General features: G+C 72.9%; 24 protein-coding genes and 1 pseudogene. 14 read left to right on the top strand and 11 right to left on the bottom strand.

Features of this window, described 5'->3' with window-relative positions; all coding sequences use genetic code 11:
- From E1298_RS20970 to E1298_RS20925, 9 genes are all read left to right on the top strand, one after another.
- A partial coding sequence (locus E1298_RS20970; RefSeq protein ID WP_131895797.1) for a DNA translocase FtsK occupies positions 1–1,556 on the top strand: 1,556 nt, incomplete at its 5' end.
- A 237-nt stretch (positions 1,557–1,793) separates the two neighbouring features.
- The gene (locus E1298_RS20965) at positions 1,794–2,552 is read left to right on the top strand and encodes a helix-turn-helix domain-containing protein (RefSeq protein WP_131895795.1); all 759 of its coding nucleotides are present in this window, start codon (positions 1,794–1,796) and stop codon (positions 2,550–2,552) included.
- Between the two features lie 65 nt (positions 2,553–2,617).
- The gene (rimO, locus tag E1298_RS20960) at positions 2,618–4,036 is read left to right on the top strand and encodes a 30S ribosomal protein S12 methylthiotransferase RimO (RefSeq protein ID WP_131895793.1); all 1,419 of its coding nucleotides are present in this window, start codon (positions 2,618–2,620) and stop codon (positions 4,034–4,036) included.
- Positions 4,033–4,620, top strand: coding sequence for a CDP-diacylglycerol--glycerol-3-phosphate 3-phosphatidyltransferase (pgsA, locus tag E1298_RS20955; RefSeq protein ID WP_131895791.1), 588 nt, complete (start codon positions 4,033–4,035; stop codon positions 4,618–4,620). Before rimO ends, pgsA begins: the two co-directional genes overlap by 4 nt.
- Before the next feature lie 442 nt (positions 4,621–5,062).
- Positions 5,063–5,575 carry a DUF1990 family protein gene (locus E1298_RS20945; protein WP_131895789.1) on the top strand — a complete coding sequence of 171 codons (513 nt, stop codon included), beginning with the start codon at positions 5,063–5,065 and terminating at the stop codon, positions 5,573–5,575.
- A gap of 429 nt (positions 5,576–6,004) precedes the next feature.
- Entirely contained in the window at positions 6,005–7,300 is a 1,296-nt protein-coding gene (locus E1298_RS20940) for a CinA family nicotinamide mononucleotide deamidase-related protein (RefSeq protein ID WP_131895787.1), read from the top strand.
- A gap of 111 nt (positions 7,301–7,411) precedes the next feature.
- Positions 7,412–7,768, top strand: a complete 357-nt coding sequence (locus E1298_RS20935) for a helix-turn-helix domain-containing protein (protein ID WP_131895785.1) — start codon at positions 7,412–7,414, stop codon at positions 7,766–7,768.
- A 126-nt stretch (positions 7,769–7,894) separates the two neighbouring features.
- On the top strand, positions 7,895–8,362 hold the full coding sequence (locus tag E1298_RS20930; RefSeq protein WP_131895783.1) for a Dps family protein: 468 nt from the start codon (positions 7,895–7,897) through the stop codon (positions 8,360–8,362).
- Between the two features lie 195 nt (positions 8,363–8,557).
- On the top strand, positions 8,558–9,292 hold the full coding sequence (locus E1298_RS20925) for an SAM-dependent methyltransferase (RefSeq protein WP_131895781.1): 735 nt from the start codon (positions 8,558–8,560) through the stop codon (positions 9,290–9,292).
- A 7-nt stretch (positions 9,293–9,299) separates the two neighbouring features.
- Here E1298_RS20925 and E1298_RS20920 read toward each other — a convergent pair whose 3' ends face one another.
- Together E1298_RS20920 and E1298_RS20915 are read right to left on the bottom strand one after the other, a co-directional pair.
- Entirely contained in the window at positions 9,300–10,130 is an 831-nt protein-coding gene (locus E1298_RS20920) for an endonuclease/exonuclease/phosphatase family protein (RefSeq protein ID WP_131895779.1), read from the bottom strand.
- Positions 10,131–10,200: 70 nt separating this feature from the next.
- Positions 10,201–11,088: a LysR family transcriptional regulator gene (locus tag E1298_RS20915; RefSeq protein WP_131895777.1), complete on the bottom strand. Its 888-nt coding sequence runs from the start codon at positions 11,086–11,088 to the stop codon at positions 10,201–10,203.
- A 197-nt stretch (positions 11,089–11,285) separates the two neighbouring features.
- Here E1298_RS20915 and E1298_RS20910 point away from each other — a divergent pair, with 197 nt between their 5' ends.
- On the top strand, positions 11,286–11,861 hold the full coding sequence (locus E1298_RS20910; protein WP_131895775.1) for a TetR/AcrR family transcriptional regulator: 576 nt from the start codon (positions 11,286–11,288) through the stop codon (positions 11,859–11,861).
- Between the two features lie 5 nt (positions 11,862–11,866).
- Positions 11,867–12,430 carry a DUF2867 domain-containing protein gene (locus tag E1298_RS20905; RefSeq protein ID WP_131895773.1) on the top strand — a complete coding sequence of 188 codons (564 nt, stop codon included), beginning with the start codon at positions 11,867–11,869 and terminating at the stop codon, positions 12,428–12,430.
- Between the two features lie 202 nt (positions 12,431–12,632).
- Here the strand turns inward: E1298_RS20905 and E1298_RS20900 are convergent, their stop codons facing one another.
- The 6 genes from E1298_RS20900 to E1298_RS20875 form a co-directional block, all read right to left on the bottom strand.
- Positions 12,633–13,439: a DNA-formamidopyrimidine glycosylase family protein gene (locus E1298_RS20900; protein ID WP_131895771.1), complete on the bottom strand. Its 807-nt coding sequence runs from the start codon at positions 13,437–13,439 to the stop codon at positions 12,633–12,635.
- A 76-nt stretch (positions 13,440–13,515) separates the two neighbouring features.
- On the bottom strand, positions 13,516–13,980 hold the full coding sequence (locus E1298_RS20895) for an RrF2 family transcriptional regulator (RefSeq protein ID WP_131895769.1): 465 nt from the start codon (positions 13,978–13,980) through the stop codon (positions 13,516–13,518).
- Between the two features lie 257 nt (positions 13,981–14,237).
- On the bottom strand, positions 14,238–15,689 hold the full coding sequence (locus E1298_RS20890; protein WP_131895767.1) for a glycoside hydrolase family 3 protein: 1,452 nt from the start codon (positions 15,687–15,689) through the stop codon (positions 14,238–14,240).
- The gene (locus tag E1298_RS20885; RefSeq protein WP_207944761.1) at positions 15,686–16,585 is read right to left on the bottom strand and encodes a carbohydrate ABC transporter permease; all 900 of its coding nucleotides are present in this window, start codon (positions 16,583–16,585) and stop codon (positions 15,686–15,688) included. Before E1298_RS20885 ends, E1298_RS20890 begins: the two co-directional genes overlap by 4 nt.
- Positions 16,582–17,553 carry a carbohydrate ABC transporter permease gene (locus E1298_RS20880; RefSeq protein WP_131895765.1) on the bottom strand — a complete coding sequence of 324 codons (972 nt, stop codon included), beginning with the start codon at positions 17,551–17,553 and terminating at the stop codon, positions 16,582–16,584. Before E1298_RS20880 ends, E1298_RS20885 begins: the two co-directional genes overlap by 4 nt.
- An 86-nt stretch (positions 17,554–17,639) precedes the next feature.
- A complete protein-coding gene (locus E1298_RS20875) occupies positions 17,640–18,908 on the bottom strand; it encodes an extracellular solute-binding protein (protein WP_131895763.1) in 1,269 nt (422 codons plus the stop codon).
- A gap of 255 nt (positions 18,909–19,163) precedes the next feature.
- Here E1298_RS20875 and E1298_RS20870 point away from each other — a divergent pair, with 255 nt between their 5' ends.
- Complete coding sequence (locus tag E1298_RS20870; RefSeq protein ID WP_131895761.1) at positions 19,164–20,384, top strand: ROK family transcriptional regulator; 1,221 nt, start codon at positions 19,164–19,166, stop codon at positions 20,382–20,384.
- 180 nt (positions 20,385–20,564) lie between these two features.
- Here the strand turns inward: E1298_RS20870 and E1298_RS51225 are convergent, their stop codons facing one another.
- A complete protein-coding gene (locus E1298_RS51225; protein WP_279498880.1) occupies positions 20,565–20,699 on the bottom strand; it encodes a hypothetical protein in 135 nt (44 codons plus the stop codon).
- Between the two features lie 267 nt (positions 20,700–20,966).
- Here E1298_RS51225 and secA2 point away from each other — a divergent pair, with 267 nt between their 5' ends.
- Positions 20,967–23,297 carry an accessory Sec system translocase SecA2 gene (gene secA2 / locus E1298_RS20865; RefSeq protein ID WP_131895759.1) on the top strand — a complete coding sequence of 777 codons (2,331 nt, stop codon included), beginning with the start codon at positions 20,967–20,969 and terminating at the stop codon, positions 23,295–23,297.
- On the opposite strand, the gene E1298_RS20860 is transcribed toward secA2, so the two are convergent.
- Positions 23,298–23,930: a TetR/AcrR family transcriptional regulator gene (locus tag E1298_RS20860; protein WP_131895757.1), complete on the bottom strand. Its 633-nt coding sequence runs from the start codon at positions 23,928–23,930 to the stop codon at positions 23,298–23,300. It lies immediately after the preceding gene.
- A gap of 91 nt (positions 23,931–24,021) precedes the next feature.
- Here E1298_RS20860 and E1298_RS20855 point away from each other — a divergent pair.
- Positions 24,022–24,858, top strand: a pseudogene (locus tag E1298_RS20855) (DMT family transporter); the annotation flags it as partial.
- 38 nt (positions 24,859–24,896) lie between these two features.
- Here the strand turns inward: E1298_RS20855 and E1298_RS20850 are convergent.
- On the bottom strand, positions 24,897–25,965 hold a 1,069-nt coding region (locus tag E1298_RS20850), incomplete at its 5' end, for an Lhr family helicase (RefSeq protein WP_424923113.1).

Raw genomic sequence — 25,965 nt, 5'->3', positions numbered from 1 at the left:
CCCTCGTCGTGGACGACGCCCCCGCCGTGCCCGACCCGACGCCCGCGCCGCGCAGCTCCGAGCAGCTGCCGCTGTCGTCGTCCGGCGAGATCTACATGCTGCCCGACGCCTCGGCGCTGCGTCCGGGCAGCATCTCCAAGCCGCGCACCAAGGCCAACGACACGGTGGTGAACGCGCTCACCGGCGTGCTGGAGCAGTTCGACATCGACGCGCAGGTCACCGGGTTCACCCGCGGCCCCACGATCACCCGCTACGAGATCGAGCTGGGCCCCGCGGTCAAGGTCGAGAAGGTCATCGCGCTCACCAAGAACATCGCCTACGCGGTGAAGAGCGCGGACGTGCGCATCATCTCCCCGATCCCCGGCAAGTCGGCCATCGGGGTGGAGATCCCCAACGTCGACAAGGACATCGTCAGCCTCGGCGACGTGCTGCGCTCGCCCGCCGCGACGAACGAGCACCACCCGATGATCGTCGGCCTCGGCAAGGACGTCGAGGGCCGCACGGTCGTGGCGAACCTCGCCAAGATGCCGCACATCCTCATCGCGGGCGCCACCGGCGCGGGCAAGTCGACCTGCATCAACGGCCTCATCACCTCGATCCTGATGCGGGCCACCCCCGACGAGGTGCGGATGATCCTCGTCGACCCCAAGCGGGTCGAGCTGACGATGTACCAGGGCATCCCGCACCTGATCACCCCGATCATCACCAACCCGAAGAAGGCCGCCGAGGCGCTGGACTGGGTCGTCGGCGAGATGGACCGCCGCTACGACGACCTCGCCGCGTCCGGGTTCCGGCACATCGACGACTTCAACAAGGCGGTGAAGGCGGGCAAGCTCACCGCGCCGCCCGGCAGCGAGCGCGTCTACACCCCCTACCCGTACATGCTCGTCATCGTCGACGAGCTGGCCGACCTGATGATGGTCGCGCCCCGCGACGTGGAGGACTCGGTCGTCCGCATCACCCAGCTCGCGCGGGCCGCCGGCATCCACCTGGTGCTGGCGACCCAGCGCCCGTCCGTGGACGTCGTGACCGGGCTCATCAAGGCCAACGTCCCGTCCCGGCTGGCGTTCGCGACGTCCTCGCTGTCCGACAGCCGCGTCATCCTCGACCAGCCGGGCGCGGAGAAGCTCGTCGGCCAGGGCGACGCGCTGTTCCTGCCGATGGGCGCGAGCAAGCCCATGCGGATCCAGAACGCCTACGTCGCCGAGAAGGAGATCCACGGGATCGTCGACCACTGCAAGGGGCAGATGCAGGCGGTCTACCGCGAGGACGTCGGCGAGTCCAACGCGCCGAAGAAGGAGATCGACGAGGAGATCGGCGACGACATGGACCTGCTGACGCAGGCGATCGAGCTGGTCGTCTCCACCCAGTTCGGTTCCACCTCGATGCTCCAGCGCAAGCTGCGCGTCGGCTTCGCCAAGGCGGGACGGCTGATGGACCTGATGGAGAGCCGCGACATCGTGGGCCCCAGCGAGGGCTCCAAGGCGCGGGACGTGCTGGCCAAACCCGACGATCTGCCGGGCGTGCTCGCCGAGCTCCGCGGCGGCGGTGGCTGACCGGGCGGTCCCGGTCCGTTCCGCTGCTGTTCGGCGGGCCGTTCCGCGCTCGTTCCACGGCCGAGGACGGCGGGTCCCCTTCCCCTGGAAGGCTGTGGCGTGCGGGCGATGGCGGAATGATGCGAAATCTTGCCCAGTTTCCAACGTGTTGCCTGTCGCTCAGCGGGCATTGCGCTTTCTAGACTGGTGTCGCTGGAGTGTGGGGTTGGGCATGGACGCTCTCAAAGGAGGCTCGGCGTGAGCATCGGTGAGACCTTGGCGAAGGAGCGTCAGCAGGCCGGTCTCTCGGTGACCCAGGTGAGTCTCCAGACACGGATACGAGAAACCGTCATCCGCGGCATGGAGACCGACGACTTCTCCACCTGCGGCGGAAACTTCTACGCCCGCGGCCACATCCGCAGCATCTCGCGCGTCATCGGCATCGACCCCGAGCCGCTCGTCAGCGAATTCGACGCCGCGCACGGCGGCGCCCCTCAGCCGGTCTCGGCCGTGTCGGCGTTCGAGCCCGAGCAGCCCGTCGCGTTCCGCGAGCGCCGCTCCCCGAACTGGAGCGCCGCGATGGCGCTCGCCCTCGCCCTCGTGCTGGTCTACGGGATCGTCCAGGTGGTGGGGCACGGCGGCGGGCGCGAGCAGCGCACCGCGCAGCAGGTCGCCGGCACCCCGTCCGCCCCCGCGGCGCCCCGTCCGCCCAAGGCCGCGCCGCCGAAGAACGGCGCCCCGGTCGTGTCCGCGCCGCGCAAGAGCGTGGAGCTGCGCGTCAAGGCCAAGCGCACCACGTGGTTCAGCGTCCGCGGCGACAAGGGCAGGCTGCTGTACGGCGGCGTCCTGCGCACGGGCGAGGAGCGGCGCTGGACCGCCAAGAAGAAGATCAGCGTCGTGATCGGCGTCGGCGGCAGCGTCCGGCTGACGGTCAACGGCAAGGACGCGGGCGCGCCCGGGCAGGGCAAGGGCGTCCAGCGGCTGAGCTTCGACCGCGGCGACCCTGAGACCACCTGATCGCCGCCCCGCGAAACGGCGGCCCGCTGGTCCGCGCTGGGACGCGCGCCCATTACCTTAGGGGCATGTCCACTCGCCGCAAGGTCTCGCTCATCACGCTCGGCTGCGCCCGGAACGAGGTCGACTCCGAGGAGCTCGCCGCGCGCATCGAGGACGCGGGCTGGGACCTGACCGACGGCGCCGACGGCGCCGACGTGGTGGTGGTCAACACCTGCGGCTTCATCGAGGCGGCCAAGAAGGACTCCGTCGACACGCTGCTGGCCGCGCACGACTCCGGCGCGAAGGTCGTCGCGGCCGGATGCATGGCCGAGCGGTACGGCAAGGAGCTCGCCGAGGCCCTGCCGGAGGCGCACGCGGTGATCGGCTTCGACGACTACACGGCGATCGGCGACCGCCTCGACGACGTCATGGCCGGACGGGCGCACCAGGCCCACACCCCGCGCGACCGCCGCACCCTGCTGCCGATCTCCCCGGTCGAGCGCACCGCGTCCGCGCCGGACGTCGCGATCCCCGGGCACGGCGGCCAGGACGACCTCCCGGACGGCGTCGCGCCCGCGTCCGGCCCCCGGGTGCTGCGGCGGCGCCTCGGCGGCGGCCCGGTCGCCCCGCTCAAGCTGGCGTCGGGCTGCGACCGGCGCTGCACGTTCTGCGCGATCCCCGCCTTCCGCGGCGCCTACGTGTCCCGGCCGCCGGCGGAGGTACTGGAGGAGGCGCGCTGGCTCGCCGGGCACGGCGTGCGCGAGCTGGTCCTGGTCAGCGAGAACTCCACGTCCTACGGCAAGGACCTCGGCGACCTGCGGGCGCTGGAGAAGCTGCTGCCGGGCCTCGCCGGGGTGGACGGCATCGAGCGCGTCCGCGTGAGCTACCTCCAGCCCGCCGAGACCCGCCCGGGCCTGATCGAGGCGATCTGCGGCACGCCCGGCGTCGCCCCGTACTTCGACCTGTCGTTCCAGCACGCGAGCGGCCCGGTGCTGCGCTCGATGCGGCGCTTCGGCGACCGCGAGCGGTTCCTGGAGCTGCTCGACCAGATCCGCGCGCAGGCCCCCGAGGCGGGCGTGCGCTCCAACTTCATCGTCGGCTTCCCCGGCGAGTCCGAGGACGACTTCGAGGAGCTGGCGGAGTTCCTGTCGGCCGCGCGGCTGGACGCGGCCGGCGTCTTCGGCTACTCCGACGAGGACGGCACCGAGGCCGCCGGCCTGGACGGCAAGCTCGACCCGGGCGAGGTCGCCCGCCGCGTCGAGGAGCTGTCGAGCCTCGCCGAGGAGCTGACCGCGCAGCGCGCCGAGGACCGCGTCGGCTCGCAGGTCAGCGTCCTTCTTGAGGACAAGGCCGAGGACGGCGCGTTCGAGGGCCGCGCCGCCCACCAGGCACCCGAGGTGGACGGGACGGTCCTCGTCCGCGGCGACGGCCTGGCCCTCGGGGAGATCGTCACGGCCCGCGTCACCGGCAGCGACGGCGTCGATCTCGTCGCGGACGTACCGTGATCGCCGGCGCGCCCGACCCCGTCGCGGGCTCCCCGGAGCCGCCGCCGGCGAGCGTCTACAACGTCGCCAACGCGCTGACGCTGGTCAGGATCGCGCTGGTCCCCGTGTTCGTCTGGATGCTGTTCCTGGACGGCACGGCCTGGCGGCTCGCCGCGTTCGCCGTCTTCGCCGTCGCCTCGATCACCGACAAGATCGACGGGGATCTGGCCCGCGCCCGGGGGATCGTCACCGACTTCGGCAAGATCGCCGACCCCATCGCCGACAAGGCGCTCATCGGCGCCGCGCTGGTCAGCCTGTCGATCATGGGGGAGCTGTGGTGGTGGGTGACCATCGTCATCATGGTCCGCGAGGTCGGCATCACGCTGATGCGGTTCGTCGTCATCCGGTACCGGGTGATCCCGGCCAGCAAGGGCGGCAAGCTGAAGACCACACTCCAGGTCTTCGCCATCGGCTTCTACATCTTGCCCGGCCCACTCGACCCGGTCAGATGGGCAACGATGGCCGCCGCCCTCGTCGTCACGGTCGTCACCGGCCTGGACTACGTCGCCCAGGCATGGCGGATGTTCCGCAAGGCCCGCACCTGAGCCGACCGCCCGCATGGGGCACGCCCCAAGAAGCGCCCTAGAGACCGAGGAGTTCAGGGGTTCCGGCCAGCGCTCGCCAGTGGGCGCCGGGCCGTCGCGCAGCTCGTGATGGTAGACGGCGCTGTGGAGGTGGCCCTGGGCGTCCAGCTCGTAGGCGCGGACGGTGACCCGCACGGTGAACGGCTCAGTCACGGTCCCTCCTCCTTCGGCGTCCCGGGTGCGGGTTGGTCGTATTCGGCCAGCCACGTGTGGGACTTCGCGGTGAGGTAGCGCAGCCCGTCCGCGCAGGCGGCCGGACATGATTTCGCGCTTGCCGTCGGGACGCTCGGCGCGGTAGTCGCCGAGGGCGCGTAGCGGCGCCGGGGCGCGGTGGACGGCGGTGCCTGACAGGGATTCGTCAGCTTGGGTGCGCTGGGGCATCCTTGCGGCGGGAGGGACGAGGATGACCGCGCAGGAATTCACGTACGCCGAGGTGGGCGCCACCTGGGACGCCGAGCGGCCGGACGGCTACCGCCATCTGCGGGTGCGGACCCACGTGGGGGAGGGCCCCGCGGTGATGCGGAACGCGGCCGACGCGCTGATGGAGTTCTGGATGCACCGGTCGATCCCCGTCCGGGTGACGGCCTCCGCGCGGCGGGCCGGGCCGGGTGTGCGGGTCGAGATCGGGCTGGGCGCCGGGCCGTTCCGGCTGAGGGCGCCGTGCCGGGTCGTGTGGACGCGGGAGGAGGAGCGCCGCGTCGGCTGGGCGTACGGGACGCTCCCGGGCCATCCGCAGGCCGGCGAGGAGGCGTTCGTCGTGCATCTGGACGACGAGGGCGACGTGTGGCTGACGGTCACGGCGTTCAGCCGTCCGGCCGGGGCGGCGGCACGGCTGGCGGGGCCGCTCGTCCCGGTGTTCCAGCGCGCCTACGCAGGCCGCTGCGGCGCCGTCCTGCGCCGGCTCGCCCGTCCCTGACGCGACGCCGGGACACGGCACGGCGACAGGCGGGAGGACTGCGGGGCCACGCCCACCCCGGTCGTGGCCCCGCAGCCCGGTCTGCGAGCCCCTCCGCAGATTATCCCTGCGAATGGGCATGCCATGTGCCGTGGGAAATGAGTTCTGATTCACATTATGACCAGTGCTTCCGGCGAATGTCGGACCGCGCGTCAATGGTAAGGGCGCGCCGGGGGCCGCCGATGCGCGCTTTGGTCGCGTTCCATCCGCGCGTAGTGGTCAATGTCACCTTGATGCGGGACACAATGCACGGTTCGCCGTTTTTCGCGGCGATGGAAAAGTGATGGGCCCGGCTCGTCCCGAGGTGGAGCCGGCCGGCGGGCCCGCCGCCGCGCGGCGCCCCCGCTGTAGATTCGGGACGCTGTGCGGTCGGGCGAGGATGGGGGCGCGATGCGGGTCGAACTGCTCACGGTCGGGGACGAGCTGCTCCTCGGCGACACGGTCAACGGGAACGCGGCGTGGCTCGGGCGGCGCCTGGCCGACCACGGCGTCGAGGTGACCCGCAGCGTGGTCGTCGGCGACGAGACGGACGTGATCGTCGAGGCCGTCACGGCCGCGCTCGGCCGGGCGGGCGCCGTCATCACCACCGGCGGCCTCGGCCCCACCTACGACGACCTCACCCGCGACGCGCTCGCCAAGGCGGCGGGCGTCGCGCTCGTCCGCGACCCGGCGCTGGAACGGCGGCTGCACGAGCGGGCCGAGGCGGTCGGCCGCGCGCTGCAGCCGATGGCGTTCCGCATGGCGGAGGTCCCCGAGGGCGCCGGGCTGCTGCGCAACTCCGCCGGGACGGCCCCCGGCCTGCGCGTCGAGCTGCCCGGCGGCGTCGTCTACGCGCTGCCCGGCGTCCCGTTCGAGATGCGCACGATCATGGACGAGGTGGTGCTGCCGGAGCTGGCCGAGCGCGCCGGGCTGCCCGCCGTCGAGCGCCGCACGCTGCGCACCGCCGGAGTGTGGGAGTCGGTCGTCGCGACGCGGCTCGCCGAGGTGGAGGCGATGGACGGCGTCAGGCTCGCCTACCTGCCCGACCCGGCCGAGGTGAAGATCCGCGTCACCGCCGCCGGCCCGGACGCCGCCGGGCGCCTCGCGGCCGCCGAGGCGCGGATCCGCGAGCTGCTCGGCCCGGTGGTGTACGGGGTGGAGGACGAGACGCTCGACCGGGTCGTCCACCGGCTGCTGGCCGAGCGCTCCGCGACGGTCGCCGCCGCCGAGTCGCTCACCGGCGGGCTCATCGGCGCGGAGCTGACCGCGATGCCGGGCTCGTCCGCCACGTTCGCGGGAGGCGTCGTCGCGTACGCGACGGAGCTGAAGGCGCGCCTGCTGGGCGTCCCCGAGGGCCTGCTGGCCGAGCACGGCGCCGTCCACCCCGACGTCGCCGCCGCGATGGCCGAGGGCGTCCGGGCCCGGCTGGGAGCGACGTACGGGGTGGGCGTGACGGGAGTGGCGGGCCCCGAGCCGCAGGACGGCCATCCCGTCGGAACGGTCTACATCGGCGTGGCCGGACCTGGATACTCGCCCATTGTGGTCAGCCCGAGACTCCCCGTACCCGGCACGGGCCGGGAGATCCGCGCGGTGATCAGGAGAATGACCGTCGTGCACGCCCTTGAGCTGCTGAGACGCGCGTTGCTGGGGCTTGACGCCGACGCCGGGACCGGGGACGCTCGGGAAGATCGGGAAGATCGCGGCTGATTACAGCGTTACGTTCCGAGCGAACACGAAATCAACGGTCTGCCATGGCCCCCGCCAAGCCGGGTACGGTGGAAGCGGCAGATGGTCCGAACTGAGGGAGGGAGCGAGACGATGGTCCTGCTTCGCCAGCTGCTCGGTGACGTACTGCGGCAGCTGCGGCTGCGCCAGGGACGCACCCTCCGTGAGGTGTCCGCGGCGGCACGGGTTTCCCTCGGCTACCTCTCCGAGGTCGAGCGAGGGCAGAAGGAGGCTTCTTCCGAGTTGCTCTCCTCTATCTGCAGAGCCCTGGGTGTGCCGCTGTCGCATGTCCTCAGGGAAGTGGCGGATCACCTGGCCCTTGCCGAGCTGCAGCACGAGCCCGTCATGGCGGGCGCGCCGCCGGAACACGAGCGCATCACCACCGAGACCATTCCGGAGACCCCCGAGGAGATCACCGGCGAGCTCCGCGGCGACATGGTCGCCGCCTGACGTGTTGGCAAGGCGTTCTTGACCGGTGGGGCCGCGGGTGTGCGCGGCCTCACGCTTGAGCGCGGCATAGGTGGGGAGCATTCCCCGTTGTAGCGGATAACCGTAACGACGCGGAAGGAGCCCGACATGGCGGCGATCAAGAGCCCGCTCACCGAGGCGGCCCAGAAGGTCACGGGGGACGCCCTGCAGGGCGCCCTCGTCGACCTCATCGATCTTTCGCTGGTGGCCAAGCAGGCGCACTGGAACCTCACCGGGCGCAACTTCAAGGTCGTGCACGAGCACCTGGACGAGATCGTCGACCTGGCGCGGCAGGGCCAGGACGACGTCGCCGAGCGGGCCGTGGCGATCGGCGTGAACCCTGACGGCCGTGTCCGCACGATCGCCGACAGGACCGCCCTCCCGCAGCTTGAGGCCGGCTATCTCGACGACGACAAGGTCGTCGCCGCGGTCACCGACGTCCTGGGCCAGATCATCGGCCGGTTCCGCGAGCGCGTCGCGGCCACCGACGAGCCCGATCCCGTCACCCAGGACCTGCTGATCGGCATCACCGCCGAACTGGAGAAGCAGCACTGGATGTTCCAGGCGCAGACCTGATCCCGCGAGCCCCGCGCGGCGCGCCGCCGCGATCCCCGGCGCGCCGGCCAGGGCTCCGCACGGGAAGGCCCCGGTCCGCTCGGCGGGCCGGGGCCTTTCCGCGTCCGGGCGGCGCCGCGACGTCAACGGCCTGACCACGGCGGACGGCCGGAAATCCGGTCGCCAGGAGGCCGCCCCGGCCGCCAGGATGCGATCATGAACCGGGAACAGATCAGCGCCGCCGCCCATGCCCGCCACCCCATCGCCGCACCCCTCGACGACGCCTCCGTGCGGTCTCTCCTCGACCGGGCGGCGCCGCGCGGCGGGCGCCTGCTCGACCTGGGCTGCAACACCGCCACCTGGCTGATCAGGGCCCTGACCGACCGGCCGGGGCTCCGGGGGGACGGTGTCGACCTCGACGGGGGCGCCATCGCCCGGGGCCGCGCGGCCGTCGCCGCCGCGGGCCTGTCCGACCGCGTGGACCTGCACATCCAGGACGCCGGCGCGTTCACCTCGCCCGAGCCGTTCGACCTCGTCATGTCCGTGGGCGCGGCCCACGCGTTCGGTGGGCTGCTGCCGACGCTCGCCGCCGCCCGCGGCCACCTCGCGCCGGGCGGCGCCGTCCTCGTCGGCGACGGGTTCTGGGAGCGCGAGCCCGGCCGCGCCACCCTCGACGCGGGCTTCGCCGCCGACGAGTACACCGACCTCGCCACCACCGTGGCCCGCGTCGCCGCCGACGGCTGGACGCCCGTCCACGCCCACGTGAGCACCCGGCACGAGTGGGACGACTACGAATGGTCCTGGACGGGCTCGCTCGCCCAGTGGGGCATCGACCACCCGGAGGACCGCGACGCCGCGTTGAAGGCCGCCGACGAGCACCGTGACGCCTGGCTCGGCGGCTACCGGGGAACGCTCGGCTTCGTCACGTTCGTGCTGCGGCAGACCCCCTGAGGGGCGTTCACGGCGGGAGGGCGGGCAGGTGGAGGTCGGCGACGACCGCCGTGTGGTCGGACGGCCAGACCCCGTCCACCGGGCCGGTCCCGGCCCGGCGCACCGCGCGGACGCGGCCCAGCGCGCCCCGCCCGGGAAGCCCCACGTGGATGTAGTCGATCCGCACGCCCGGCTCGCCGTGCGGCGCGGTGTGCGGGTTGGCGTTGTCCCAGGTCGCGGACGGCGCGTCCCGCCGCGCGTACTCCCAGGCGTCGATGAGGACCTGGCCGGGGACGGGCGGCGCCGTCCGGTAGCCGCCGAGCAGCCGCATCTCGTCCGAGTCCGGCCAGGCGTTGAAGTCGCCCGTGACGACGGCGGGGAAGCGCGTCCCCGCGCGGTGCTCGGCGACGAACGCGGCGAGGGCCCGCACCTGCGCGCAGCGGACCGCCGACTCGTGCGGCAGCGGGTTCAGGTGCGTGGTGAAGAACGGGACGCGGTGCCCGGGTGCGTCGACGAGGGCGTGCAGGGCCATCCGCCCGTCGTCCTGGCCCCCGGCGGCCGGCAGCTCCACGACGGCGCGCCCGGCGAGGGGCCAGCGGCTGAGGACGGCCACGCCGACGTCGAAGCCCGAGCGGTCCACGCGCTCGCGCCACCGGTCGTGCGGGTCGAACGGCGCCCACGTCCAGTGCATGCCCAGCTCGTCCGCGAGACCGCCCGCGAGGTTGTCGCCCTCCCGGCCCCAGACCTCCTGGAGCCCGACGATGTCCGGCCCCTCCGCGCGCAGCACGCTGAGGATCGCCTCGCGCCGCTCGTCCCACGCCTGGAACCGCCACCACACGTTCCACGTCAGCACGCGCATCCCGCCGCCCTTCCCGATCGGCCCGTACCGGCATCCTGTCGCGCCGCTCGCGGTCCTAACCCCGCCCAGGTCAGGGCGTGGCGAGATGGTCGAGGACGGTCCCGGCGAACTCGATGGCGAGCGGGCTCAGCGCGTCCCAGCGGCGCGCCGCCCATCCCGCGGTGAGCGGCGGAAGGTCCGGGACGGGGATCAGGCGGACGGCGCCCGTCCCGCCGTCCCAGCCCGGGAGCGCGGGCAGGATCGCGTGCCCGAGCCCCAGCTCGGCCAGCAGCAGCGCGGTGTCCCAGTCGGCGACGCCGGTGGTGGACGCGAGCCGCACGCCGTGCCGTTCCAGGTGGGTCTCCAGGTGCACCCGGGACGTGGAGTGCGCGGGAAGCTCGATGTGCCGGATCCCGGCCAGGTCGCCGAGCGCGATCGACTCCCGTCCGGCCAGCGGGTCGCCGGCGTTGACGGCGAGCATCCAGGGCAGCTCGCACGAGGCGCGCTGCTCGACGCCGTCCAGCGGCGGGCCGACCGTGACCCACGCCAGGTCCGCCTTGTGCGACCGCACCGCCTCCAGGCAGCGGCGGCTGGAGCCGGCCGTCTCGAACTGCAGCGCGGCCTCCGGGTGGCGGGCACGGAACGCCGCCACGCCGGCCGCCATGAAGTGCCGGACGGTCGTGGCGCCCGTCGCGATCCGGACGGTGCCGCCCACGCCCCGGCGCAGGTCGTCCAGCCGCCGCAGCGCCGCGTCCAGCCCGGCGATGCCGTCCGTGGCGGCCCGGTGCAGGATCAGGCCCGCCCGCGTGGGCAGGACGCCGCGCGGGCGCCGCTCCAGCAGGACCAGCCCGGTCTCGCGTTCGAGCCGCTTGACGTGCTGGCTGACGGCCGACTGGCTGCACGACAGGTCGCGGGCCACGGCGCTCAGGTTCCCCGCCTCGCAGACGGCGACGTACACGCGCAGGTCGTCCAGGGTCATGCCATCAAAGCTAGGGCTTGGGGATCAATAAGGAAACCCGAGAATTGACTTGGGTACCGGCCGAACCGGAGGATCGGGTGGCGGGCGCAGGATCCGGCGACCCGACCAAGGCGGCGACCCGTCCGGCGGCCCGGGCCCCGGACGGGCGCCGACCCCATTTTGTTTACGGATCGGCTCGTATCGTTTATGCTCGGACCATGAACCGCGGACGCCCGCGCTCCGGGCACATCGACCAGGCCGTCGCCGAGGCCGTCCGCGAGCTGCTCGGCGAGCACGGCTACCAGCCGCTCAGCATCGACAAGGTCGCCGCCAGGGCGGGGGTCGGCAAGGCGGGCATCTACCGCCGCTGGCGCTCGAAGGCCGAGATGGTCTTCAGCGTGGTCGTGCACGGCACCCGGCTGGTCCCGCCGGCCGACACCGGGACCCTGCGGGGCGACCTGGCCGCGCTGGCCGGGCACATCGTCGCGCTGCTGTCGGCCCCCGACGCGCGGGCCGTCGTCCCCGGACTGGTCGCCGACATCGCCGCCGACCCGGCGCTGGCCGAGCGGTTCGCGGCCGAGTTCATCGACCGCGAACGGGCCGTCCTCGGCGAGATCCTCGACCGCGCCGCCGGGCGGGGCGAGCTGCCCGCGCCGGGCGACGCGGCGTTCGCGCACGCGCTCCTGCTCGGGCCGATCTTCACCTACCTGTTCCTGAGCGGCGGGGAACCGCCGCCCGGCCTGCCCGACCGACTGGCCGGCGCGGTACTCGCCGCGCTCGGCGCGAAGGAGTGAAACCCATGCCGCACGACACGCGGACCTGGCTCGACCGGGTCCTGCCCGACCCCCACTTCCGCTCCCGCTACACCCGCCGCATCGACGCCGATCCCCGGACGGTCTGGGACGCCATGATGGACCTCACCGCCGGGGACCTCCCGGTCTCCCGCACCCTCATGAGGCTGCGGTCGGCGGGCCGCACCCGGCTGGACGGCCCGCTCATCAAGACGTTCCCGACCCCCACACTGATCACCGACGAGGGGACTGAGCTGGTCAAGGGCAAGATCGCCAAGTTCTGGCGCGTCCGGCCCGAGCTCGCCCCGGTCGAGCCGGGCGACCCCGGCGCGTTCACCGCCTTCGCGCGCCCCGGCTGGGCCAAGGTCGCGCTGAGCCTGCGGGTGGACCCCGACGGCGACGGCTCCGTCCTGTCCTTCGAGACCCGGGTCCGCGGCACCGACGCCTTCGCCCGCCGCGTGTTCGCCCCGTACTGGGCCCTGATCCGCCTGGGCGGCGCCGGATTCATCCGCCTGGAGATCCTCGGCTCGATAGCCCGCCGCGCCGAACGCACCCCAAGAACCCGAGTCTGAGCCGGCCGCCCTTGAGTAAGAGCACACGCGCATAGCGCAACCGCCACGCGAGCGCATACGCCTGACCGAGGAGCGCATGCGCATAGCGCAACCGTCGCGCGAGCGCGCTACCTGACCGGGGATGCGAAGCCGAAGGCGAGCATCCCCGGGAAGATCGCGAAGCGATTCGCGCTCGCCCAATCACGGTCAGGGTTGTGAGCCGCTAGGCGAGCAACCCTGGGCCGGGAGTGCATTGACAGCACTGGCACCAAAAGGTGACACGGTCGCCCACGTCCGACGCCTGGGCGGCGCGCTGGACGCGGGTGCCGCAGCGGCGGCAGGGGCGGCCCGCGCGGCCGTAGACCCAGTGCTCGTGGCCGCGCCGCAGGTCGCCGGTGGTGATGTGGCCGTGCCGCTCCTTGTTGGCCTCCAGGAGCCGGTGAGACAGCTCGACGAGCGCCGGCAGGTCGGGGACGTCGCCGACGGGCGTCCACGGGTTGACGCCGCGCAGGAAGAGGACCTCGGCCTTGTAGACGTTGCCGATCCCGGCGAGGAGGCTTTGGTCGAGCAGCGCCTCGCCGATCGCCCGGTCGGGCCGCTCGTTCAGCCGCAGGACGGCCTCGGCGGCCAGCTCCGCGCCCCACGCCGGGTCGAGCAGGTCGGGGCCGAGGTGGCCGACGGCCTTGTCCTCCTCGGCGGTGCGCAGCAGCTCCACCAGGCCGAGGGAGTAGCCGAGCGCCTGCCATTCGGCGTTGGCCAGGACGAGCCGGATCCGGTGGTCGCGGGGGACGGGGCCGGTCCGGCGGATCTGCCAGCGGCCCTCCATGAGCAGGTGCGTGTGGACGGTCAGCCCGCCCTCGACGCGCACCAGGACGTGCTTGCCGCGCGACACCGCGGCCAGCACCGTCCGCCCGCGGAGGTCGGCGGTGGCGAGCCGGGGGACGCGGAAGTCCGAGCGCGCCAGCGGCCGCCCGGCGAGCGCCTCGTGCAGGCGCCGGGCGGCCAGCCAGACGACGTCGCCTTCCGGCACGTGTCACCTCCGGGGGCGGGCGCCCTGGACCCTCGGGGCTCCGCCCGGCGGGCGTCGGTCGCCTCCGGGGCGGCCGTCAGATGAAGGAGGGGCTCTCCCAGGCGGACGGGTTCTCGGTCAGCTTGCGGACGTAGTCGGGGAGCTCGCCCGCCGCGATGTGGGAGAGCGAGACCGATTCGAGGATCGCGCGCTCGTTGGCGCGCAGCGCGATCCAGACCTCTTGCAGGGAGCGTGCGGGCCCTTGGTACCCGACGTGTTCGGGCCGCTCGCCGCGGACGCCGAGCAGTGGCCCGTCGATCGCGCGGATGATGTCGGCCAGGGAGATCTGCTCGGCCGGCCGCGCCAGCCAGTAGCCGCCCTCGGGGCCTCGCTGGCTCCGGATCAGACCGGACCGGCGCAGCTGGCCGAGGATGTTCTCGAGGAATTTGGGCGGGATTTGCTGGGCCTCGGCGAGCTGCACCGCGGTCACCGGATGACTCCCGGCCACCGCCAGCTCCGCGGCGGCACGCAACGCGTAGTCGACCCGAGCGGACAATCTCATGCTCGTATTATCCCTTGCCGATCGGACTGGTTGGGCTTACCCCCCATCCTGGCCTCCGCCATTGACTCGGGACGGGTTGTTGTTATGGCGGTCGCGACAACAACAACTCACCACGAGTGAACGCGTTCCAGGCATGGGTGCGGTGTGGCGCGCCCGCCGGAACCGGGCTCTCGCCCGGCGGGTGCGCCACGGACCGTGGCGCCGCCCGGCCGCGGGCGGGAACCCGCGGCCGGGCGCCGTGGCCCGTCCCGGCGCCGTCAGGCGGCGGGGGTCAGGCCGAGGAGCTCGGCGGCCGCCTGGGCGTTGGCCGCCGCCGCGCCGTAGGTGGCGAGATAGACGGCGGACCCGGGCCGCCAGACGGGCAGGCCCATCTCGACGACCACCGTGTCCGGGCGGGCCGTCAGGAGGGCGTTGGTGAGCGCGCGCTGGGAGGCGTGGCGGTGCGCGTCGCGCAGGACGACGATCAGACCGCGTCCCGTGGCACGTTCCAGGACCCGGTCTACCTCCCCCTCCGCCCCGTCGGCACGGACGGCGTCGGACGCCCACGGATTCAGGCCCCAGGGCGTCGGGCCGACCGCGATGTTCCCGGTCGCCTCCAGCTCCACCACGAGCGGCGGCGAGCCGTTCCACCCCGGCAGCGAGCCCGTCACGCGGATGGCGCGGCGGGCGGCCTCCAGGCCGGCGGCACGGTCGACCACGGCGGGGCTGTGCCCGGCGAGCCACTGCTTGAGCGCGCGGGTGCGCTCTCCCGCCTCCGCGAGCCGGTCCGGCGACAGCCGGCCCATCCGCACCGCGGCGGCGATGGCCTCCAGCGTGGCCCGCAGCGTGTCGGCGTGCTCGTTCGGGCCGAGGCACAGCAGGTCGGCGCCCGCGATCAGCGCCCGGACGGACGCCTCCGGGATGCCGATCGCGCCGCTCGCACCCTCCATGTCGAGCGCGTCGGTGACGATCACGCCCCGGTAGCCGAGGCGTTCGCGCAGCAGGCCGGTGATGGCTTCGGGGGACAGGGTCGCCGGCACGCCGCGGGTGATCGCGGGCAGGTTGAGGTGCCCGGTCATCACCGCGCGGGTGCCGGCTTCGATCGCCGCCCGGAACGGGACCAGCTCGCGCCGGTCCAGCAGGTCCAGGTCGGCGTCGACGAGGGGAACGCCGAGGTGCGAGTCCTCCACGGTGGCGCCGTGGCCGGGGAAGTGCTTGGCGCACGCCGCGACGCCCGCCTCCTGGGTGCCCGTCACGGCCGCGGCGGCGTGCCGCGCGGCCAGCTCCGGGTCCGGGCCGAACGAGCGCGTCCCGATGACGGGGTTGTCGTCGGCGGTGTTGACGTCCACCGACGGCGCGAAGTTGAGGTTGACGCCCACCTCGGCCAGTTCGGCGCCCATCGAGCGGTACACGCGGCGCGTCAGCTCGGGGTCGTCGACGGCGCCGAGCGCGGCGTTGCCCGGGTAGGGGCTGCCGGTCGCGTGCCCGCCGAGGCGGGTGACGTCGCCGCCCTCCTCGTCGATGGTCACGAACGCCTCGCCCGCCTTGCGCATCTGCGCGGTCAGCGCGGCGAGGGACTCGGGGCTCGGGACGTTGCCGGTGAGGGCGAACAGGGTGACGCCGCCGAGGCCGCGCTCCAGCTCGTCGAGCAGCCAGCCGGGGGCGGTCGGTCCGGGGAAGGAGGGAAGCAGTGTGCCCCGCGCGAGCCGGGCGATCTCGTCGCCGGTCACCCCTTCACCGCCCCGGCGGTGAGGCCGGTGACCATGCGGCGCTGGACGATCAGGAAGAAGACGATGACGGGAATGGTGAGCAGCGTCGACGCTGCCATGATGGGCCCCCAGGCGTTGCCGCTGCGGCCGAAGAAGAACTGCAGCATGATCGGCAGGGTGAACTTGCTCTGGTCTTCCAGGAACGTGTACGCGAAGATGAACTCGTTCCAGGCCGTGATGAAGGAGAAGATGCTGGTCGCGACCAGGCCGGGCGCGACGAGCGGGAGCATGACCTTGAAGAACGTCCGGATCGGGCCGGCGCCGTCGATCGCGGCGGCCTCCTCCAGTTCGCGGGGCACCGCGGCGACGAACCCCCGCAGCATCCAGATGGCGAACGGCACCGCGAAGCCGATGTAGACGAGGGCGAGGCCGGACAGGCTGTTCCACAGCTCCAGCTTCTTCAGGTCCAGGAACAGCGGGATGACCAGCGCCTCCAGCGGCACCATCTGCACGATCAGCAGCATGATCAGGAAGGTGGTGCGGAAGCGGAACCGGAACCGGGCGACGGCCACGGCGGCCAGCAGCGCGAACAGGCTCGACACGATGACGGTGACGAGGGCGAGGACGGCGCTGTTGCGGAAGTACTCCCAGAAGGAGACCTCCGCGATGCCGCCGTTCAGTACCAGGTCGAAGTGGTCCAGCGTCGGGTGCGACGGCAGCGGCTTCGGCGTGGAGCTGAAGATCTCTTCGTTGGGCTTGAACGCGGTGGAGGCCATCCAGAAGACCGGGAACACCGCGAACAGGAACACCAGCAGGCCCGTCCCGTTCAGGACGACCTTCCGCAGCACCCTCGAACGGCCGCGCCTCCGCGCGCCGCCGGGATGCACTGCCGGCTTGTGGGAGTGGGAGGGATTCATCGGGTCTCCCCCTGACGCACCATGACCCGCACGTAGAGGGCCGTGACGATGAGCAGGATCAGCGTGAGCACCAGCGCGATCGCCGAGCCCATGCCGAGCTTCGGATTCATCGAGCCGAACGCCTCGGAGTAGGCGTACAGTGACAGGTTGAACGCGTCGCGGTTGGCCATTCCCGCCATGACGAACAGCTGGGTGAAGACCTTGAAGTCCCAGATGATCGACATCACGAGCAGCACGAGGAAGATGGGCTTGAGCATCGGATAGGTGATGCTCCAGAAGGTCCGCCACGGGCCCGACCCGTCCACGCGCGCCGCCTCGTACAGCTCGCTCGGCACGCTCTTGAGGCCGGCCAGCACCGACACGGCGACGAACGGGCACGCCTGCCACACGACGCAGACCGTCAGCACCGTGTAGGTCGACAGGGGCCTGGCGAACCAGTTGTAGTCGTTCCAGCCGCCGCCGACGAGAAAGTTCGGCAGCAGGTCGAGGGACCAGTTGACGAGCCCGCCGGTCGTCCCGAACAGCCAGGTGAAGATGATCGCTGCGGTGACCGGCGGGGTCGCCCAGGCGACCATCACGCCACCCGCGACGAAGCTCGACATCTTCCTGCCGAGCTTGTGGAGCAGCAGGCCCACCAGCGTCCCGACCACCAGGGTCAGCGACACCGCGACCACGGCGAACAGCACGGTGTGCCGGAGGGTCTGCCAGAAGAACGGATCATCGAAGATCGTGCGGAAGTTCTCGGTGCCGACCGACTCGGCGGGCTCGCCGCGCAGCTGGCGGTTGCCCACCTTCTGGAACGACATGATCCCGATCTGGATCATGGGCCAGAACATCAGCAGGACGATCACGACCACGGTGGGCGCGATCAACAGGTAGGGCCCGAATCGGGGCCGGCGGTGGGAACGCGCCCGGCCGGAGGAGTTCCGGCCGGGCGCCTTCCGCGCCGCGGGAGCGGTATCGAGCATGACGCGTTCCGATCAGCGGGGACGGGTGGCCTGCCGGCCCGGGCCGCCCGTCCCGCGGGTCGCGGGCGGCCCGGGCCCCAGAGGTCTTACGGGTTGAGCAGCTTGTTCGCCTGCTCGTTGGCCTTCTTCAGCTCGCCCTCGGCGGCCTTGCCCTGCATGATCGCCTTCATCGCGTTCGGCAGCACCTTCTTGGCCTGCTCGAACTCACCCCAGCCGGAGCTGATCGGGGTGAACTTGACGTTGCCCGCGATCTCGCTGAAGACCGCCAGCTTGGGGTCGGTGAACTTCACGTCCGAGCGCATGGAGGAGAACCCGCTGTAGTCGGCCCACGCCTTGGCGTTCTTGGCGTTGTTGAGGACCGTGATGTAGTCGAACGCGACGTCCTTGGCCTTGCTGTCCTTCCACACGGCCAGGTCGGAGCCGCCCGCCATCACCGGGGCGTTGCCGCCGGTCTTGGACGGGATCGGGAAGACGGCCCACTTGTCGGCGTCCTTGGAGGAGACCTTCGTCATCTCCTTCAGCGACCAGCTGCCGTCGATGTACATCCCGAGCTTGCCGAGGGCGAAGTCGCGCTGCGGGCCCTCCAGCTCGTTCTTGCCGATGTACTTCTCCGGGGCGACCTTGTCCTTGGTCACGAGCCCGGTGTAGAAGTTCACCGCCTCGACGGCCTGCGGCTGGTCGAGCTTGCCCGCCCACTTGCCGCCGTCCTTGGTGGCCACCTCGCCGCCGTTGCCCCAGATGAAGCTGACCAGCGCGTTCGTCTGGTCGCTCGGCACGCCGATGCCGGGCACCTTCTTGGCGTCCTGCAGCTTCTTGGCCGCCGCGCTCAGCTCGGCCCAGGTCTTCGGCGGCTGGATGTTGAGCTCCTGGAACCAGTCCGTCCGGTACCAGATCGCCCGGACGCCGCCGTACCACGGCACGGCGTAGGTCTTGCCGTTCGCCTGGTCGTTGCCGACCGCCGTCTTGTTGAGGGTCTTGCCGTCGGCCCAGCCGGAGAACTTGTCGGTGATATCGGCGAGGCTGCCCTGCTCGACGTGGGACTGGACGTCGGTGTTGCCCAGCTCCGTCACGTCCGGGCCCTCACCGCCCGCCGCCGCCTTCTGGAACGTGGTGGCTACCTGCGGCCACGGGACGTACTTGATCTGGACGTCGGTGTTCGGGTGCTTGGTCTTGAAGTCGGTCTCTACCGTGTCGAGGAACTTGGTCTGCTCGGGCGTTCCGTCGCCCATCATCCAGACCTTCAGCTGCGCCGGGTCCTTGCCCGAGCCGGACTCGTCCTTCTTGTCGTCGCCGCCGCAGGCGGCGGCAGCCAGGGCGATCGCGGCCGTCGCCGCCGCAATCTTGATGTACTTCACTGGGGGATCCTTTCCGGCATCGCCTCGCGTGGCCTTGTGGCCTGCGGTGTGAGTGGAGCACGGCCGGACCCTTTAGGGTCCAGCCATGCCCCGCTCGCCATCGCATCGCTCGCGGGCGCCATGCTCGCCAGTCGGCGCTCTGCGCGCGCCCCCCTCCCGGGGTACGGGACCGGTTGGCGCTTGGGCGTAAACTAACAAGAAACTTTCCTAAACAAAACCGCCCGTTAGCGGATTGAGACATCGAGGGGTACCAGCATGGCCAGACGCCCGGGAACGCCGCGGCTGCTGCGTGAGCTCAATGACCGCGCGGCGCTGGACCTGCTCGTCGAGCAGGGTCCGCTGACCCGCGCCCAGATCGGCGAGCACACCGGGCTGTCGAAGGTCACCGCCTCCCAGCTGCTGTCCAGGCTCGAAGAGCGCGGACTGGTCGAGGTCGTCGGCGAGCAGGCCGGGGGCCGGGGCCCGAACGCCGCCCTGTACGCGGTGGTGCCGTCGAGCGCCTACGTCGCGGGCCTGGAGGTGGGCCCGGACGGCGTGACCGCGGGCGTCGCCGACATCACCGGCCGTATCATCGCCCAGGTTACCGTCGATCCGAACGGCGCCGACGAGCCCGTGAAGATGGTCCACGCCGCCGTTGTCAAAGCGTGCCGGTCGGCGAAGGTGGCGCTGTCGAGGCTGAGCGCCTTCGTGATCGGCACCCCCGGCGTGGTCGACCCGCGCTCGGGGGACGTCCAGTTCTCCTTCGACCTGCCCGCCTGGCACGAGGGCGTCCTGGCCGCGCTGAAGACCGACCTGCGGCGTCCGGTGACGATCGAGAACGACGTGAACCTGGCGGCCATCGCCGAACGCGCCTACGGCGCGGCCAGGGACGCCGACGATTTCGCGCTGATGTGGTTCGACCGCGGCATGGGCCTGTCGGTGATGCTGGGCGGCCGGCTGCACCGCGGCCGCTCGGGCGGCGCCGGGGAGATCGGCTACCTGCCCGTCCCCGGCGCGCCGCTCCCGCTCGGCACCGCCCGGCGCGGCCCCGAGGACGAGGGCGTCACCGAGTCGACGTCCCTGGGGATGCCCACCCTGGCGGGCGGCTACGGCTCCCTGGTCGGCGCGGACGCGGTGCGGGCCCTGGCCCACGCGCACGGCGTGACCGAGCTCACCGCCGTGGACTGCGTCCGCGCCGCCGCGGCGGACGAGGCGCGCGGCGGTGCCTTCCTGGACGAGCTGGCCAACCGCATCTCCTACGGCGTGACCTCGGTCAACATCGTCCTGGACCCGGGGCTGGTCGTCCTCTCGGGCAACCTCGGCCGCGCCGGGGGACTGCCCCTCGCGACCCGCATCGAGCGGACGGTCGGCCGCATCAGCCCGACCCGTCCCACGGTCACGGTGACGGAAGTGGAGGGCAACCCCGTGCTGCGCGGCGCCCTGCACGCCGCGCTGGAGCAGGCCAGGGACGACGTGTTCTCCGCGGCTGGCGACTGAACCGGCCCCAGAGCACCTCAGAGCACCCCAGGGGCCCTAGGACGGCTGTGAGCGGCTCAGACGGCCGTGAGCGCCCCCGCCGGGCGGCGGAGGCGCTCACGGATGCCCTCACGGATGTCCGCCGCTCATCCGGCGGATCCGGCGTTCCTTGGAGGACCTGGTCCTCCTGGGAGGGCCTGGCTACTTGGAGGACGTCGCGGCGGCCGCGACCTGGTCATGGCGCCGCGGGTCGTTCAACGCGCGGTCGATGACCGTCTGACTGATGATCTGGCGCTTGCGCCGCTGTGCGGCGGCCAACCGTGCCGTAGGTGTCATGGTGAAACCCCGTTCCGCGGTGGCGCTTTCCCCTTGGCCACCGCAACCCCGTATGCCTCCATGTTCGCAAATCCCGCGGCCCCACGGGATCCGTCTTTGGGATGAAGTCGAGGTCAGACCTCCTGCGGAGAACGCTCCTCTTCCCGGGCCGCCCGGGGGCACCCGGGCCGGGGCGCGCCGTCCGCGCCCGCGCGCTGGGATCATGGGGAACGAGGGTCCGCACCCGCCCGTTGAGGGTAACCGTGAGAGAGGAACCGAGGAGGCGTCATGGCGTTGCGTGACCGGCTGCGCCGCCTTGTGCAGAGGCCGGGCAGCGCCGACCTGGCGCCCTTCCGGAAGGTCGTGGACGAGGCCGGGACGCGCGAGTCCCGGGTCCGCGCGCTGACCGACGCGGAGCTGACCGCCGCCGCGTCCGCGCTCCGGGACGCCGACGACCCCGCCGAGCTGTGCGCCCTCGGCCGGGAGGCCGCGCGGCGCACCCTGGGCGAGCGCCCGTTCGACGTGCAGCTCGTCGGCACGCTGGCGCTGCTGTCCGGGCACGTCGCGGAGATGGCCACCGGCGAGGGCAAGACCCTGGCGGGCGCGCTGGCCGCCGCCGGGTACGCGCTGCGCGGCCGGCGGGTCCACGTGATGTCGGTCAACGACTACCTCGCGCGCCGCGACGCCGAGTGGATGGGCCCGCTGTACGAGCTGCTCGGCGTGTCGGTCGGCTGGGTCGGCCAGGCGTCCACGCCGCCGGAGCGGCGGGAGGCGTACCGGGCCGACGTCACCTACGCCCCGGTCAGCGAGGTCGGCTTCGACCTGCTCCGCGACCGCCTCGTCACCGACCCGGCCGCGCGCGTCCTGCGGGAGCCGTCGGTCGCGCTGGTCGACGAGGCCGACTCGGTGCTGGTGGACGAGGCGATGGTGCCCCTCGTCCTCGCCGGGGCGTCCGAGATCGACGCCGCCGAGCCGCGGTACGCCGACCTGGCCCGCCGCCTGCGGCCGGGCCTGCACTACGCGACCGACGACGAGGCCCGCAACGTCCAGCTCACCCCGGCGGGCGCGCGCGAGGTCGAGCGCGCCCTCGGCGTCGACCTCTACGCCGCCGAGCACCTCGCCACCCTCACCGCCGTGAACGTCGCCCTGCACGCCGAGGTCCTGCTGCACCGCGACGTGGACTACATCGTCCGCGACGGCGCGGTGAAGCTGATCAGCGAGTCGCGCGGCCGGGTGGCGCTGCTGCAGCGCTGGCCGGACGGGCTGCAGGCCGCCGTCGAGGCCAAGGAGGCGCTGGAGGCGTCCCCGAGCGGCGAGATCCTCGACTCCATCACCGTCCAGGAGCTGATCGGGCGCTACCCGGTCCGCTGCGGCATGACCGGCACCGCGATGGCCGTGGCCGGCCAGCTCACCGAGTTCTACTCGCTGCAGATCGCGGTCGTCCCGCCGAACAGGCCGTGCGTCCGCGACGACGAGCCCGACCGGCTCTACGCGACCGCCGCCGACAAGGAGGTCGCGATCGTCGAGGAGATCGCCGCCGCGCACGCCGAGGGCCGTCCGGTCCTGGTCGGGACCGGCGACGTCGCCGAGTCCGAGCGGCTCGCCCGCCGCCTCGCCCGCGCCGGGCTCGACCGGGTCGTCCTCAACGCCAAGAACGACGCCGAGGAGGCCGCGATCATCGCCGAGGCCGGCGCACCCGGGGCGATCACCGTCTCCACGCAGATGGCGGGCCGCGGCACCGACATCCGGCTCGGCGGGAGCCCCGCGCCGTCCGCGCCCGGCACCGCCCCGGCCGAGGAGGCCGGGTCCGGCCGCGACGGCGTCGCCGCGGCCGGCGGGCTCCTGGTGATCGGCACCGGCCGCTACCACAGCAGCCGCCTGGACGACCAGCTCAGGGGGCGCGCCGGGCGCCAGGGCGACCCCGGCGGCTCGGTGTTCTTCACCAGCCTCCAGGACGACCTCGTCACCCGCTACGCGCCCGACGAGGACTCCAAGGCGGCCGCGAGCCCGGACGGGCGCGTCGACGACAAGGGCGCCCACTGGATCGTCGGGCACGCCCAGCGCGTCGCCGAGGGCGTCGACCTGGAGCTGCACCGCAACACCTGGCGCTACAACCACCTCATCGGGCTCCAGCGGCGCGAGGTCCTCGCCGAGCGCGAGGACGTCCTGACCGGCGACCGGGGCGACCGGCTGATGGCCGAGGCCGTCCCCGAGCGGCACGCCGAGCTGACGAAGGCCGCCGGCGGGCCCGCCGTGGCCGACGCCGCGCGCCAGATCGTCCTGTACCAGCTCGACCGCTGCTGGGCCGAGCACCTGGGCTTCCTCGCCGACCTGCGCGAGGGCATCCACCTGCGGTCGCTCGGCCGCGGCCTCGACCCGCTGATCGAGTTCAACTCGGAGGCCGTGCCCGCGGGCAAGAGCCTGCTCGGCCGGGCCCGGGAGCTGTCGGTGGAGGCGTTCACGGCCCTCACCGCGTCCGAGGACGGCATCGACCTCGACTCCGCCGGGCTCAAGCGCCCCTCGGCGACGTGGACGTACCTCGTCCACGACAACCCGTTCGGTTCCCTGGACGAGCGTGCCCTCCGCGGCCTGATCGCCATGTTCAAGGGACGCCGCTGATCAGGCCGAGGGCGGGCGGGGCAGGATCGCGTCCGCGGCGGCGCGCGCCAGCGCGGCGGCGTCGCGGACACCGGCGACGCTGAACGCGACGACCGCGCCCTCGTGCAGGATGAGGAGCTGATCGGCGAGGGCGTCCGGAGCGTTCTCTCCGACCAGGCCCGCGTAGAGGTCCCTGACCCACGCCTTCTGCTCGGCGGCCACCTGATGGACGGGGTGGACGGGGGCGGGCAGTTCCGCGCAGGCGTTCACCATGGAGCAGCCGCGTCCGCCCTCGCTGGCCATCCAGTCTCCGAGGGCGTCGAACGACGCGAGGACGCGTTCGCGGGCGTCCTGGACGGAGGCGAGGCGCCCTTCCATGAAGGCGCGCCAGCGTTCGTCGCGCGCGCGCAGGTAGGCCAGGATCAGCGCGTCCTTGGAACCGAACCGGTCGTAGACGGTCTTCTTGGTGACCCCTGCCTCGGCGGCGATCAGCTCCATGCCCACGGAGCCGATGCCGCGCTCGTAGAACAACTCGCTCGCGACGTGCAGCACCTTCCGCGCGGCCGGGGTGAGCGGCCGCTCCTGCGCGGCGCCGGCCACGTCCCGCTGCGAGGCCGCGTTCCGCTGTGAGGGCAGGTTCCGCTGTGAGGGCATGGTCCGGCTCCCTTCCTGGAGGTAGACCGCGAGTATACATACCGGTATGGCTACCCTGTAGGTATACCGGTATGTATACTTGGAGGCGCTCGTGATCGTCCGCAGACCCGACGCCGTCCTCGGCGCCGCGTTCGTCGTCACCTGGAGCTCCGGCTTCATCGGCGCCGAGTTCGGCACCCGGGCCGCTCCCGCGAGCACGCTGCTGGCCTGGCGGTTCATCGTGGCCACGACCGTCCTGGCCGGCCTGCTGGCGTGGCGCCGGCGGCGCGTCCCGCCCCGCGACATCGCCCTGCACCTGCTCATCGGCGTCCTCGCCCAGGGCGGATACCTCTACTGGGTCTTCCTCGCCGCCGAGCACGGCGTCAGCGCCGGGATCAACAACCTGGTCACCGCGTTGCAGCCGCTGGTCGCGGTCGCCCTCGCCGTCCCGCTGCTGGGTGAGCCGTTCACCGGACGGCAGGCCGCCGGGTTCGCCGCCGGGCTCGCCGGTGTCGCGCTCGTGGTCGGCGGCGACCTGCGCGGCGGCGCCCCCACCTGGGCTTACGCGCTTCCGTTCGCCGCCATGCTGTGCCTGGTCGGCGCCACCCTCATCGAGCGGCGGACGCGGCCCTCGGCGGGGCTCCCGGAGGCGCTGGCCGTTCAGGCGGGCATCAGCACGCTGCTGTTCACCGGCATCGCCGGGGCGGGCGGCGACCTGGCCCCACCGGCCGACCCGGTGTTCTGGGAGGCCGTGGCCATGCTGGTGGCCCTGGCGATGTTCGGCGGGTACGGGCTGTACTGGGTGAACGTCCGGCGCACCGGCGTCACCCGGGTTTCGGCCCTGCTCTACCTCACCCCGCCCGCGACGATGCTCTGGGGCTGGGCGGCGTTCGGCACCACCGTCACCCCGCTCTCCCTGGCCGGCGTCCTGGTGTGCGCCGGGGCGGTCGTGCTGGTCCTGCGGACCCCCGCCGGTCGCGGGGCCGGTCAGGAGCGGAGGCGCAGGCCGCGCGGGGTCGGGTGGAAGCCCGCGGACTCCAGCGCGGCGGCGAGCGGCGAATCGTTGATCGACTCGCCGTCGGCGCGCTCCACGGTCAGCTTGCCGAGCACGCCCTCCCGGACGGCCAGGGCGAGCGCGTCGACCGCCGGGCGCAGCACCTCCGGGCCGTCGTCCCAGGTCAGCAGCGTGCGTCCGCCGCGCTCGACGTAGAGGGCGAGGCGGCCCTCGACCAGGACGACGAGCGCTCCCGCCTTGCGGCCGGGCTTGTGGCCGCTGGCGACCTCTTCGTCGCGTCCCGGCCAGGGCAAGGCCGCGCCGTACGGGTTGGCCGGGTCGGCCGCGGCGAGCACCAGGGCCCGGTTCTCCGGCGACCGGCCGGGCCCCGGCGTCTCCCAGAGCGCGGAGAGATCGTCCGCCGTGGCGGTGGGACGGAGCGCCCGGAGCCGGTCGACGGCGCCAGGAAGCGCGAACTGGGCAGCCCCCAGACCCTCGACGAAGTAGCCGCGGCGGCAGCGTCCGCTCTCCTCGAACGCCCGCAGGACCCGGTAGACGGCCGAGAAACCACCCGGCGCCCTCTCGGCCGCCACGGCCCCGCGGATGACGATGCCGTACCGCTCCAGCAGCGCCTCTGCGAGAGCGTGCGAACGGAGCGTCGTCTTGGTCTCGCGCTCGGGGAGCGGCCACCAGCGTCCGGCGACCGTGGGCGGCCCCGTCCTGGACGGCAGCACGGGGCGTCCGCGACGGGTCGTCTTCGACCGGTGCGTGGGACGGCCGGAGCCGAGCGCGGCGCGCAGCGGGGCCAGGGTGTCGTTGGTGAGATGCCCGGCCCAGACCAGGTCCCACACGGCGGTGACCAGGTCGGCGTCGGTGGTGGTGGTCTCCCGGTTCACCCGGTCGGACAGCGTGCGGAAGAACAGGGCCCCGCCACCGCCGAGGGCGTCCAGGACGGCCTGATGCGCGGGCGTCAGGGTGATCTCGGCGGGCTCCGGCATGAGCAGCGGCGCGGTGTCGGCGAGATACAGCGACACCCAGCCGTCGCCACCCGGCAGCCCGCCC

The organism is Actinomadura rubrisoli (genome assembly GCF_004349215.1).
Taxonomy (GTDB): Bacteria; Actinomycetota; Actinomycetes; order Streptosporangiales; family Streptosporangiaceae; genus Spirillospora; species Spirillospora rubrisoli.
The sequence above is the reverse complement of the archived record's forward strand: the minus strand, read 5'-3'. Positions and strand labels throughout refer to the sequence as shown.